Source organism: Paenibacillus sp. FSL H7-0918 (assembly GCF_038007025.1).
In the GTDB taxonomy this organism is placed as follows: Bacteria; Bacillota; Bacilli; order Paenibacillales; family Paenibacillaceae; genus Paenibacillus_AQ; species Paenibacillus_AQ odorifer.
This window is the reverse complement of sequence record NZ_JBBOWJ010000007.1, coordinates 106,845-118,924: the sequence shown is the minus strand read 5'-3', so window position 1 is coordinate 118,924 and position 12,080 is coordinate 106,845. Positions and strand designations below refer to the sequence as shown.

General features: G+C 44.8%; 10 protein-coding genes. 7 read left to right on the top strand and 3 right to left on the bottom strand.

The features are described 5' to 3' along the window. Positions 1 to 165: 165 nt before the first annotated feature. On the bottom strand, positions 166 to 510 hold the full coding sequence (locus tag MHI15_RS30570) for a winged helix-turn-helix transcriptional regulator (protein WP_036684053.1): 345 nt from the start codon (positions 508 to 510) through the stop codon (positions 166 to 168). Between the two features lie 174 nt (positions 511 to 684). Here MHI15_RS30570 and MHI15_RS30565 point away from each other — a divergent pair, with 174 nt between their 5' ends. The 5 genes from MHI15_RS30565 to MHI15_RS30545 all read left to right on the top strand — a co-directional run bounded on the left by MHI15_RS30565 (position 685) and on the right by MHI15_RS30545 (position 5,504). After that, positions 685 to 1,617 carry an aldo/keto reductase family protein gene (locus tag MHI15_RS30565; RefSeq protein ID WP_038569620.1) on the top strand — a complete coding sequence of 311 codons (933 nt, stop codon included), beginning with the start codon at positions 685 to 687 and terminating at the stop codon, positions 1,615 to 1,617. A gap of 31 nt (positions 1,618 to 1,648) precedes the next feature. After that, positions 1,649 to 2,497: an NAD-dependent epimerase/dehydratase family protein gene (locus MHI15_RS30560; RefSeq protein ID WP_076187126.1), complete on the top strand. Its 849-nt coding sequence runs from the start codon at positions 1,649 to 1,651 to the stop codon at positions 2,495 to 2,497. A gap of 35 nt (positions 2,498 to 2,532) precedes the next feature. Beyond that, positions 2,533 to 3,555, top strand: a complete 1,023-nt coding sequence (locus MHI15_RS30555; protein ID WP_076191108.1) for an SDR family oxidoreductase — start codon at positions 2,533 to 2,535, stop codon at positions 3,553 to 3,555. A gap of 152 nt (positions 3,556 to 3,707) precedes the next feature. Continuing rightward, positions 3,708 to 4,367: a class I SAM-dependent methyltransferase gene (locus tag MHI15_RS30550; RefSeq protein ID WP_341165249.1), complete on the top strand. Its 660-nt coding sequence runs from the start codon at positions 3,708 to 3,710 to the stop codon at positions 4,365 to 4,367. A gap of 132 nt (positions 4,368 to 4,499) precedes the next feature. Further along, on the top strand, positions 4,500 to 5,504 hold the full coding sequence (locus MHI15_RS30545) for a CapA family protein (RefSeq protein WP_445668020.1): 1,005 nt from the start codon (positions 4,500 to 4,502) through the stop codon (positions 5,502 to 5,504). Positions 5,505 to 6,596: 1,092 nt separating this feature from the next. Here the strand turns inward: MHI15_RS30545 and MHI15_RS30540 are convergent. Further along, positions 6,597 to 7,430, bottom strand: coding sequence for a carbohydrate ABC transporter permease (locus tag MHI15_RS30540; RefSeq protein ID WP_036684045.1), 834 nt, complete (start codon positions 7,428 to 7,430; stop codon positions 6,597 to 6,599). Beyond that, complete coding sequence (locus MHI15_RS30535; protein WP_036684044.1) at positions 7,430 to 8,320, bottom strand: carbohydrate ABC transporter permease; 891 nt, start codon at positions 8,318 to 8,320, stop codon at positions 7,430 to 7,432. The genes MHI15_RS30540 and MHI15_RS30535 overlap by 1 nt, the downstream gene beginning before the upstream one ends. A 197-nt stretch (positions 8,321 to 8,517) precedes the next feature. Between MHI15_RS30535 and MHI15_RS30530 the strand changes: the two genes are divergently transcribed. Then, on the top strand, positions 8,518 to 10,380 hold the full coding sequence (locus MHI15_RS30530; protein ID WP_076278642.1) for a cache domain-containing sensor histidine kinase: 1,863 nt from the start codon (positions 8,518 to 8,520) through the stop codon (positions 10,378 to 10,380). After that, on the top strand, positions 10,373 to 12,019 hold the full coding sequence (locus MHI15_RS30525) for a response regulator transcription factor (protein ID WP_341165247.1): 1,647 nt from the start codon (positions 10,373 to 10,375) through the stop codon (positions 12,017 to 12,019). Before MHI15_RS30530 ends, MHI15_RS30525 begins: the two co-directional genes overlap by 8 nt. The last annotated feature ends 61 nt before the right edge of the window (positions 12,020 to 12,080 follow it).

Below are 12,080 nucleotides of genomic sequence, written 5' to 3'. Positions count from 1 at the left end.
CACATCGCACGCCGCACACCGCACATCGCACGCCGCACATATCCCATGGGTTAAAGTAACAATCCATCCATTGTATAGCCTATTTATAAAAAAGAAGCTGCCCTATAAGTAGAATTCTCTACTTTTTGGACAGCTTCTTTTTTCATCAGTCACAATCTGCTCAAGCTAAGTCCATTTCGCGGACCACAGCTTCATTTCCTTCAAAATTTGATGTAAATCCTCACCTTTGGGAGTAAGCGAATATTCTACCGTAACAGGAACAGTCGGAAATACGTGACGTTCAAGCACACCATGCTCCTCCAGATGGCGCAACGTAGTGGTTAGTGCGCGGGGAGAAACATTAGTGATTTTTCGTTGCAGTGCCCCAAAACGCTGCGTGCCGTCGAATAGCTCTCTGAGGACAAGAAAGGCCCATTTTCCACCTAATACTTCAAGTGTTTTTTCAACATTACATTCAATAGTAACAGGGGTTTTGGGGATATAATTATTAGTAGATTTAGCTGTCTTCAAGGTATCTCCTCCTGTTTGTGAAGCTACTATACTCTAGTATAGTAACTACACTAGAGATCATATAATAAACTAATTTTCACTTCTTTCTATTATATACAAACTATTCTAGAATGAATATGAGTGCTAAGCAACCTGCCAAAATCAAACACGGAACTATGGAGAGGAGCAGTTATTATGAAATATCGCAGATTAGGTGGAACCGGTTTAAAAGTCAGTGAGATTAGTTTGGGAAGCTGGCTGACATACGGAGGCTATGTGGAAAGAGATAATGCTGTTAATGCCATTGAAACCGCTTACGACTTAGGCGTAAATTTTTTTGATACTGCAAATGTTTATGAAAAAGGTGCTGCCGAGAAAGTACTAGGTGAGACTTTACGTAACTACTCTCGTGAGTCCTATGTATTAGCTACTAAAGTATACGGGGAAATGGGCTCGGGACCTAACGACCGTGGACTATCCCGCAAACATATCACGGAACAGTGTCATGCTAGCTTGAAACGTCTCGGAGTAGAATACGTGGATATTATGTATTGCCACCGTTTTGATCCGGAAACTCCAATTGAAGAGACCTTACGTGCGCTAGATGATCTGGTTCGGCAAGGCAAGGTATATTATGTCGGTGTTAGTGAGTGGACGGCGGCGCAAATGACCGATGCGTTAGCTGTAGCAGACCGCTATTTGCTAGATCATATTGTTGTTAATCAGCCGATTTATAATATGTTTAACCGTTATATTGAGAAAGAGATTATTCCGCTTGGCGAGCGCCGTGGGATTGGACAGGTAGTATTTTCTCCACTGGCTCAAGGGCTGTTAACTGGAAAGTATAACACGGACATCCCTGAGGATAGCCGTGCTGCTAAGCTGGATCGATTAAAAGATTCGATTACAGAAGAAAAGATTGAAAAAGTCCGCCAATTGAGTGGGATCGCCACGGAGCTGAATATTTCTGTTGGGAATTTGGCTTTGGCTTGGATTTTGCGTCAACCTAATGTAGCTAGTGCGCTGGTGGGTGCCAGCCGTCCGCAGCAGGTCGAAGAGAATGTTAAGGCTTCAGGTATTGAGCTTTCGGAAGAGATTTTGAAGCAGATTGAGGAGATTCTGGAGTAGTTGTTAGCTTCATAAAAAAGGAGACACACTCATGGCGAAAGTAGTTGTTACAGGCGGCAGTGGGATGTTGGGCAGATGGGTGGTCCGGCATTTTGTAGAGCAAGGGTATGAGGTTGTGAATGTAGATACGCAAAAATCCGCAGATTCTTTGTGCCCAACGATGATTGCTGATTTGAATAATTTGGGTGAAGTATATGGTGTGCTTGCAGGCGCTGATGCAGTTGTACATTTGGCTGCGATCCCAGCTGCAAATATAAAGACAAGTGAGGTTACCTTTCAAAATAATGTAGTATCTACCTATAACATTTTGGAGGCTGCAGCGGGTCTCGGGATTCGGAAAGCAGTGATTGCTTCCAGTGAATCCTCTTACGGAATCTGTTTTGCGGTTAATCCTTTGGGGCCGAAGTATGTGCCTATGGATGAGGAGCATCCACAGTTACCTGAAGACAGCTACGGTCTGTCTAAGGTTGTGAATGAGCAAACCGCTGAGATGTTCTATCGCAGAAAGGGTATACAGGTCGTTTCCCTACGAATCGGAAATGTTATTGATCCATCGGCGTATGAACGTTTCCCTTCCTTCATTCATGATCCAGCGCAGCGCGATCGGATTCTATGGAGTTATATAGATACACGGGATGTAGCAACAGCTTGCCAATTGGCAATCGAAACGGATGGATTGGGAGCGGTTGCTCTTAATATATGTGCAGATGAGACCAGCATGGCTGTTCCTAGCAGAGAGCTAATGGCCGCACGTTATCCAGAGGTGACGGATTTCCGCCAGCCGCTGGAGGGTCACGAGTCGCTACTCAGTAATGAGAAGGCCAAAAAGCTGCTAAATTGGCAGCCGAAGCACGTATGGCGAGATTTTGTTAACCAGTAAATAACGAGCCGGATTCACTATAAGGAGCGTGCAAAATGAAGGTCTTATTTATCGGAGGTACGGGATTAATTAGTCAGGCTGTATCCCCGTTGGCTGTAGATCAAGGAATCGAGCTGTATTTGTTCAACAGAGGACAGCGGGATGAATTCGTTCCAGAAGGTGCAAAAGTAATTAAAGGAGACATTCGTAATCCGGCAGAAGCCGCATTAGTATTACGAGATTACGAATTTGATGTAGTGGTAGACTGGATTGCTTTTACACCGGAACATGTGCAGGCAGACATTGACCTGTTCACAGGTAAAACGAAGCAGTACATTTTTATCAGCTCAGCCTCTGCTTATCAGAAACCGCAGCGTAATTATGTAATCACAGAAGAGACACCGCTGGAGAATCCTTATTGGGAGTATTCGAGGAATAAAATTGCGTGTGAGCAGCTGTTGATGGAAGCTTACAAGGCGAACGGATTCCCGGTTACGATTGTTCGTCCTTCCCATACCTATGGAAATACAGCCATCCCTGCGGCACTCACAAGTGGCCAGCATCCTTGGTCACTGATCGATCGTATCCGCCGCGGCTTACCTTTAGTCATACATGGAGATGGAACCTCTTTGTGGACACTGACACATAATTCGGATTTTGCCAAAGGTTTCGTTGGATTGCTTGGACATCCGGAAGCGATAGGCGAGGCCATTCATATAACTTCCGACGAGGTATTAAATTGGAACCAGATCTATGCGGCCATCGGACAAGCGGCAGGTGTGGAACCTAAAGTGGTGCATATCTCCACAGACTTTATCACAGCCTTTTCCCCTCCAGGGACAGCGGATGGCTTGATCGGTGATCAAGCGGTAAGCAGTGTTTTTGATAATAGCAAAATCAAACGTTTCGTGCCTGACTTCCAGGCTACTGTGCCTTTCTCCGAAGGGATCAAGCAGTCGGTTGCTTGGTTCGAGGCTCATCCTGAGCAATGTACGGTCGATGCAGAATGGTCTGCGTTACTTGATAAGTTGATCGAGAGACATGGAATTGAGGCCAAACCTCTCTCATTCTACGCATAAGGTTTATACAGTTATATTTAAAGACGGTCTGTTCCTAAGGGAGCAGCCGTTTTTTTAGGTTTGTCTCGTTCAATGTAAGGTTATGGAATGAATCAGCAAATCATGAATATACTCTCACTACCTAAAATTCCGTTGAAAAAGGAGTCCTGGCCATGCCAACCCATCCCTTTGTCTCGCGTTTTTTCGTAAATTCAGATGCACGTCGTGAGAAGTTAATTTATGATCTGCCGGAATCATGGTGGAGCCGTCCCTTTGAATATGAGTGGTGTATTAACTTTATTTCTCCGCATGGTGTTGTGCTGGATGCAGCCTGTGGGATTCCTCATCCCTTGAAGTTTTATTTGGCAGGGGTTTGTGCAGAGGTCTATGCCTGCGATATGGACAGTAGGGTTATTTACCCAAAAGCTATCCAAGAATGTATTGAGAGTGAGATTGGGGAAAAAGCGGCGAAGCAGGTTAACGCTAGAAGAACAAACAACCTGCATTTCGCTCAAGCTAATCTGACGGATCTGCCTTATGAGGATGAAAGCTTTGACACTGTTTTTTGCATATCGGTATTGGAGCATTTGAGCTTTGAGGATACGGTCGGTACTTTACGGGAATTTCACCGGACGTTGAACGAAGAAGGATTATTGGTATTGACATTTGATTATCCAACGGTAAATCTGAGTCTTATGAATGACCTGCTGCTACAAACTGGATTTCAGTATTGGGGGGAGACAGATTTTGAATTGCCTGCGGATGCTGTGCATACGGATGCATGGGGTGGATTAAATTGTTTTAGAGCCGTTCTGAAAAAAGCAAAGGAATAACAGGTCTTTCTACTCTTAATTTAGTAACCTCTTTCCAGTATGCTAGGATCATAGCTAACAAAAGATGAGAGGAGGCTGTATTTTTTGAGATTAGGATCGAAGGTTTTGCGTAGAATAGCACTCATTACAATTATGTTATCACTAATAGTTCCTGTGACATCTGCTTCCAGTGCAGCTTCACTATCTTCAGATCCTATAAAGCTTGCTTTTGCGGGTGATATCCTTTTGGACGGTTTTGTTGGCGATCAGATTGCTAAATATGGGGTGAACTTTCCGTTTGTAAAGGTCGCACCTACGCTGCAAAAGGCTGACATCGCCTTCGCCAATCTGGAGACGCCTGTGTCTATCCGAGGGAAAGCGGCAGAGAAAACCTTTGCCTTCAGATCCAAACCAGCAACGTTGGGCGGCTTAACCTATGCAGGGATTGATGGAGTGTCCTTGGCGAATAATCATATTTTGGATTATGGAAAAGACGCTATGCTCGACACGCTGATCCATTTGGATCGAAACAAGATTGGCCATACAGGCGCTGGCAAAGATGAAGACGAAGCGTTCAAGCCTTATACTAAGACGGTAAAAGGGAAAAAGATCGCCATCCTTGGCGTTAGCCGTGTGCTTTCAAATCCTTCGTGGTATGCTGGCAAAAACAAACCGGGAGCCGCTTCAGCTTACACCTCGCAGCCTATGCTTAGCGCCATTCAGAAGATGTCCAAGGAGAATGATTACACGATCGTATATATTCACTGGAATGAAGAGTTTAAGGATTTCCCTGAAAAGTACGCTCGCACACTAGCTAAACAGATGATTGATAGCGGGGCGGATTTAATCCTTGGCGCTCACAGTCACTGCCTTATGGGCATCGAATACTATAAGCACAAGCCCATTTATTATTCACTTGGGAATTTTGTGTTTAATCGCTCCACACGTGGTGGGGAAAAAACACTTAATTCTATGCTATTGAACGTTGAGATTAAGGACTCCAAGATGACCAGCAAGATTACCCCTGTCAAAATCATTGGCGGACAGCCCAATTTTATGGATGATTCCTACAATAGGAAAACGATTAAGCTCCTGAACACCCTATCTTTTAATGCCAACATAGACGCTAATGGCAGGGTCAAGGAAAAGCAGCTTTAATAAATACAAACTCTGATTAGCTATTCACGGATCGCGCTCGATCTCGTTAGAATGCGAAATGTGTGGAGTACTTATGGAGTATGTATGATGTGGCATGAAGTACGTATGGAGTATGTATGGGGTGGGATGAAGTACGTATGATGTACGTATGATGTGGCGTATGGAGTACCAATGGAGTGCCTATGGAGTACGTATGATGTGGCGTATGGAATACCAATGGAGTGCCTATAAAGTATCACCGTTGTGTTTGTGAAATAACTGTATTCTATACACCTATTTTATATGTAAAACGGACCATTCTGCTTTTAAGTGTATTCTATGCAACTAAAAACTAGAGAATCGACCTAGAGGGCAATAAACCAACAAAATAGTTGCACGAAATACAGCTATATCCATCAGCCGAGCGAGTTGCAGGGTTATAGTTGTACAAAATACAGTTAAACTACTAGTTAGTATTGGAATGTCTGCATCAAAAGCTGACCGCAGCAGTATGTAGAGTATTGGAACGTCTGCATCAAAAGCAGACTGCAGCAGTATGTAGAGTATTGGAGCGTCTGCATCAAAAGCTGACTGTAGCAGTATGCAGAGAGTACCAATGGAGTACCAATGGAGTACCAATGGAGTACCAATGGAGTCCGTATGGAGTGCCTATAAAGTATCACCGTTGTGTTTGTGAAATAACTGTATTCTATACACCTATTTTATATGTAAAACGGACCATACTGCTTTTAAGTGTATTCTATACAACTAAAAACTAGAGAATCGACCTAGAGGGCAATAAATCAACAGAATAGTTGCACGAAATACAGCTATATCCATCGGCCGAGCGAGTTGCAGAATTATAGTTGTACAAAATACAGTTAAACTACTAGTTAGTATTGGAACGTCTGCATCAAAAGCTGACCGCAGCAGTATGCAAAGTATTGGAATGTCTGCATCAAAAGCAGACTGCAGCAGTATGTAGAGTATTGGAACGTCTGCATCAAAAGCAGACTGCAGCAGTATGTAGAGTATTGGAACGTTTGCAAAAAGGGGGAGATCCATATGGATCTCCCCCTTTTTATGCAGAAGCTAAGGTTGGGAATCAGATAATCAGCCCTTCACCGCCCCCGCAACAACACCCTTAACGATGTACTTTTGCAAGAAGATGAATACAACGATCGATGGCAGCACCGCCATGACCATAGCTGTCATCGCATATTGCCAATCTGAGGTATATTGGCCCACGAAGGTGTAGGCAGCCAGTGTCAGCGTTTTGGTATCTGGGGAGCCGTTGACCATGAGCAGCGGGAGCAGGAAGTCATTCCAGATCCACATTACGTCGATAATGACAATGGTTGTTGTGACCGATTTCAACAGTGGGAAGATGACACTGAAGAACAGGCGGAAGCCGGATGCTCCATCAATCGTGGCACTCTCATCAATTTCAACCGGAATACCCTTGACGAATCCATGGTAGATAAACACGGCGAGTGGAGCACCGAAACCCCAATATAACAACCCAAGTCCCCAAGTACTCTCAGAGAGATTTAAGGTTTTAGCGGTTTGCAGAACGGTCAGCATGATCGATTGGAACGGAATCAGCATCGGCATAATGCAGAGGAAATAAATCACCCCGCTCAGTCTGGATTTCGTCCGTGCCAGCTTGTAGGCTGCTATGGATGAAATGAACACAATACCCAGAAGACCTACACCGGTAATGACAAAGTTGTTCAGGAACAGCTTCGGATAGTTGATAAACTTCCACACGTAGGAATAGTTGCCGAAGACCAGATGTTTCGGCAGGGCGATGACATCCGTCATGACTTCGCTAAAGCTTTTTAACGAGTTGATAATCGTCAGAAATAGCGGATATAGAAACAGAAGAGAGAGGATGACCATAACAACCTCTAGAATAATTCGGCCTGCTTTGCGGTTTGTATTCATTATGCCTCAACCTCTCTTCGTTTGAAGAATGCTAACTGGAGAATGGTTACCACCAAGACGGCTAGGAACAGGATAAGCGCTTTCGCTGTACCGTATCCATACAGATTGTTCTGGAAGGTATCCCGGTAGATATCGTAAGCGATACTGTAGGTAGTTCCGCCAGGTCCGCCCCCGGTTAATGACAGGATGACATCGAACACCTTGATCGAATTGGTCAGTGCCATGAACACAGAAATCGTAATGGATGGAGCGAGCAGTGGCAGTGTAATACTGAAGAATTTTCTCATGGGACCAGCGCCGTCAACTGTGGCTGCTTCTTTGAGGTCCTCAGGTACAGATTGCAGACCAGCAATATAAATGACCAGATAAAAACCAATCGACTGCCAGATGGAGACGGCCAGTATGGAGACGAAAGCAAGTCCCGGCGTCCCTAGCCAACTTAGACCAAATATGGACCAGCCTGTACTTTCTCCGAGTGAGTTGAAACCTTGCATAAAGATAAATTTCCAGATAAAACCGACAATGACAAGACTGAGGATATAAGGAATAAAGAAAGCGGCTCTCAGCCAAGGAGTACTCTTCAGCTTCATGTCCAGAACCAGTGCGAGCAGAATGGCTAGCACGTTAACGAGAACAATGTACAGAATCGCATACTTTATGGTGAACCAGGCTGAATTGGCGAAGTTGGTGTCGCCCATAAAGATTTGTTTGAAATTATCAAGTCCGACAAACTTAGGGTGTTTCGAAATACCGTTCCATTTGGTCATCGAATAGCGGATAGTCATGGCAAACGGAATGTAGAATGCTACAGCGATACAGATTAGGACTGGGAGAGTGAATAATCCGAATTCTGTTTTCTCGCGCCATCTTTTGCCGAGTGATTTTAACATGGATGCACCTCTTCTTGATTTGTTGGGTGGTAATATCGACTAGGCTTGCCACACATAACCATTCCGGTTAGTCTATATTGTGTATTATAGAGCAGTACCCTATACTCAAAAATGGATTTAAGAGTACAGTTAGGGGTAAAAAGGTGAACTGAAATATTTATAATTAAGCCTGTAAATCGTGGAGGAGGTTGCCGGTCATTATTAAAAAGTGGATCATAAAGCGGTTTGAACCCGTGCTGGAGCTTGTCTCACGCAGGTTGGCGAACAAGCTTATTTTGCTGTTTACAATCATCATTATTTTGGTGGTGACCTCACTGACGTTCATTTCATACGGCATGCTGCGAAAAGAATCGGTGGATAACAGCATCGCCAGTACGAGCAACAATCTGTTGCTTGTCGGCCGGAATCTGGAGAGTTATTTGGACGGCATCGAGCAATTATCCCTGCCGCAAATATCGTATGACGAGATCACCTATGCGATTTTGCATGAATCGGAGGATTATGCCTCGAAGATGTATGTGGAGGACTACTTGAAGAACCTGTACTTCTCCCGCAATGATCTGGAAGCTATCTACCTGTATGTGATCAAGGAGCACAAGTATTATTATGTCACCAAAGAGAACTACAATATTACCGTGCGGGTCGCCGAGCATCCGTCGATTGAGAATCTTTCCTGGTATAAAAAAGCGCTGGCCAGCCCGTTTAACCGTTCTTACCAGTCTTTTGTAAAAAACCAAACCTCGATGATCAATAGCTCCGACTACCCTATAAATAAGGATAAAAGCTTCATGGGCTACCATCGATTGCTGCGCTCCATAGTCTCCAGGGAACCGCAGGCGGTGCTCTCCCTTTATTTCAACTCCTCGGTTACGGACGAGATTATGAAGGATATTCCCTTCAGTAAAGGGCAGCACCTAATGTACGTCAGTCCCGATAATGAACCTTTTGTGGTGGATGACCCCGGGTTTTATCAACAGAGTGAACAAGCGGGACTGCTTAAGGAGCTGACACCAGCCTCAGGAGGACGCGTGACGTGGTCGGATAAAGAAGAGAAGTATCTAGTGATTTATGACATCAGCAAAAAAGAAGGCTGGAAGCTGATTAAGCCGATTCCCTACAAAGAAATTTATGAAGCGGCCACGACAACACGCAAATTGAACTATTTCATAGGACTGTTATTTTTAATCGTTTCGGTCATCTTGGTCAGCTTTATTTCGAACAAAATAACAAACCCGCTAAAGAATCTGTCGCTGCAGATGAAACGGTTCAGTACAGGCAGCTTTGACGCTGAAGCACAGGTTGAAGGAAAGGATGAAATTGCCTATCTGTCTCGCCACTTCAATAAGATGGTGGAAAAGACGAATGAGCTGATCAATGAACGGTACAAAATGAAAATTGTCGAGAAAAATGCTGTACTCAAAGCACTGGAAGCTGAGATCAATCCGCATTTCTTATATAATGCCCTGCAAGCCATTTCCACCAAGGCGCTGAAAAACAACAATGATGATATTGTTGATATGGTCGATAATCTTGCTATGACGCTGAGATACTGCATTAGCGGTAAAGATGTGGTCCATGCCAGAGAGGAATTAAAGCATATTGAACGTTATTTAGCGCTGCAGAAGGCCCGTTTCGGAAACAGAATGCAGGTGGCCTACCAGTGGGAAGACCCTTTGCTGGAGCTGGAAATTCCGAAGCTGTCCATTCAGACCTTGGTAGAAAATTGCATCAAACATGCGCTGGAAAAAGTATCCACAACGATCACAATTACCATTGAAGCGCATGTGACGCCTAGCCATACTGTTATTTCAGTGACGGATGATGGGCCGGGGTTTAGCGGGGAGCGGCTGGAGCAAGTGAGAAGTTCTCTTCAAATCCAGTGGGAAGATCAGGGCGGAGAGAACGCTGCTGAAAGTGACACGGAAAGCATCGGACTGAAAAATTTGAACACGCGGCTGAAGCTTTTGTATGGTGAGGCTGCGGGTTTGGCCATTACCAGTGATGCTGGCGGAACAAAGATGGACATGCGGTTACCGCGGGGAGGGATTAACCATGTATAAAGTACTGATTATAGATGATGAGGAACCGTTGCGTGAGGCGATCAACATCCTGGGAGACTGGAAAGGACTAGGTGTCGATCAGGTACTGGAGGCTACGGATGGAAGTATGGGCCTAGCCATGCTGCGGGAGCAAAAGATCGATCTCGTATTGGTCGACATGAAGATGCCGGAGCTGAACGGAAGTGAGCTGCTGCAGATCGTGGAGAAGGAGTTCCCGGAACTGCTGACGATTGTAATCAGCGGCTACAATGATTTTGAATATACCCGCCAGGCTATCCGTTCTAAGGTAGTTGATTATTTATTAAAGCCGGTCAACCGGGGGGATTTGAATGCGGCCTTACGTAAAGCTATCGATGTGCTGGAGGCTAAACGCAAGAAAGAAAGCGAGTTCATCAACAGGAACATTACGCTCAACATGTCTCTGCCGAAGCTAAAGGAGAAAATCTATCTGTCGATCATTGAGCGGAGCTTCAAAAATCAGTCCAACGAGGCTTTTCTGCCGTTGATCGGCGCCGATACAGCTGGGAATTATTTTGCTGCGGGTGTACTGCGGGTGCTCAATTTGGAACAAGTGCGTCGTAATCGCTTCCATGAGGACCGGGATTTGCTGCATTTTGCCGTCACAAATGTGATTAATGAGAATAGCGATGAGCATTTTCAGGCTTTCAGCTTCGCCAGCCATAAGGGAGAACGCGAGTTTATCGCCATCTTCACGACGAAAGGCGGCTATGAGGAGGACGCAACTTTCCGCTCTTTACATCATATGAAGAAGTTAGTCTCGACGCTGAAAGAGCTATTCGGAATTGTTGTTGCCGGAGGAATCGGACAGCCCTATGGTGACATCATGGCGCTTGCTCAATCCTATGAGACTGCCAAAGCCTCTCTCGACGGGATTGACCTCCTGACGCTGAAGGGAGCGATTGTCACAAATAGCAGCAACGATACTTCCCAGGGGAAAGATAATCCTTCCTTGACAGGGCGCATGCCCTTGATTCGCAACGCACTGGAGAGCGGGAATATCAATCATGCCAAAAGTATTTTAAGCGAATTCACGAAGAAATGGGAGGCTTCCGGACGTTTTAATCTGGGCGAGGCTGACCGGCAGATAGAGGAGTTTATTATTTTGCTGAACGATATTGCCACGGAGCTGGATGCGATCCCCGAACGTATTCGCGGCGGTAAAGATAAAGGATTGCGTGGGCTAGGCATCGGGAGCGATTTTGCTTCCTTTGGCGAATTTGAGCGGGTGCTGAGCGGAATTCTAGATTGCTATGGCAATGAAATCAGCAAAAGCCTTGCTGGCAATCGCCCCAGCGTACTGGAAAATATTAAAGCATACATTGATAATCACTATTTTGAGAATATTAAAATATCGATGTTCACGGATAAATATTTCCTGAGCAGAGAATACTTGATGAAACTTTTTAAAGGGCAATATGGTTATGGCATACATGAGTATGTACAAAAGGTAAGAATGGACAAGGCAAAGGAGCTGCTATCCACCCCCGACTTGAAAATCCAAGACATTTCCGAGATGTTGGGGTACAAGGACAAAAATTATTTCAGCAAGGCGTTCCGGAATTATTATGACTGTTCACCTTCTGAATATCGGGTTCTGCTATTGAACGGGGAGGAGTGAAGCGGTTACATGAACACACTTTTTTACCCTAATAAGTTCACTTATGTACATTCTTATCCTT

Bases quoted from the DNA above. Each gene is read 5' to 3' on its own strand.
- MHI15_RS30565 (WP_038569620.1), top strand. From the start codon at position 685: ATGAAATATCGCAGATTAGGTGGAACCGGTTTAAAAGTCAGTGAGATT.
- MHI15_RS30560 (WP_076187126.1), top strand. From the start codon at position 1,649: ATGGCGAAAGTAGTTGTTACAGGCGGCAGTGGGATGTTGGGCAGATGG.
- MHI15_RS30555 (WP_076191108.1), top strand. From the start codon at position 2,533: ATGAAGGTCTTATTTATCGGAGGTACGGGATTAATTAGTCAGGCTGTA.
- MHI15_RS30550 (WP_341165249.1), top strand. From the start codon at position 3,708: ATGCCAACCCATCCCTTTGTCTCGCGTTTTTTCGTAAATTCAGATGCA.
- MHI15_RS30545 (WP_445668020.1), top strand. From the start codon at position 4,500: ATGTTATCACTAATAGTTCCTGTGACATCTGCTTCCAGTGCAGCTTCA.
- MHI15_RS30540 (WP_036684045.1), bottom strand. From the start codon at position 7,430: ATGAATACAAACCGCAAAGCAGGCCGAATTATTCTAGAGGTTGTTATG.
- MHI15_RS30535 (WP_036684044.1), bottom strand. From the start codon at position 8,320: ATGTTAAAATCACTCGGCAAAAGATGGCGCGAGAAAACAGAATTCGGA.
- MHI15_RS30525 (WP_341165247.1), top strand. From the start codon at position 10,373: ATGTATAAAGTACTGATTATAGATGATGAGGAACCGTTGCGTGAGGCG.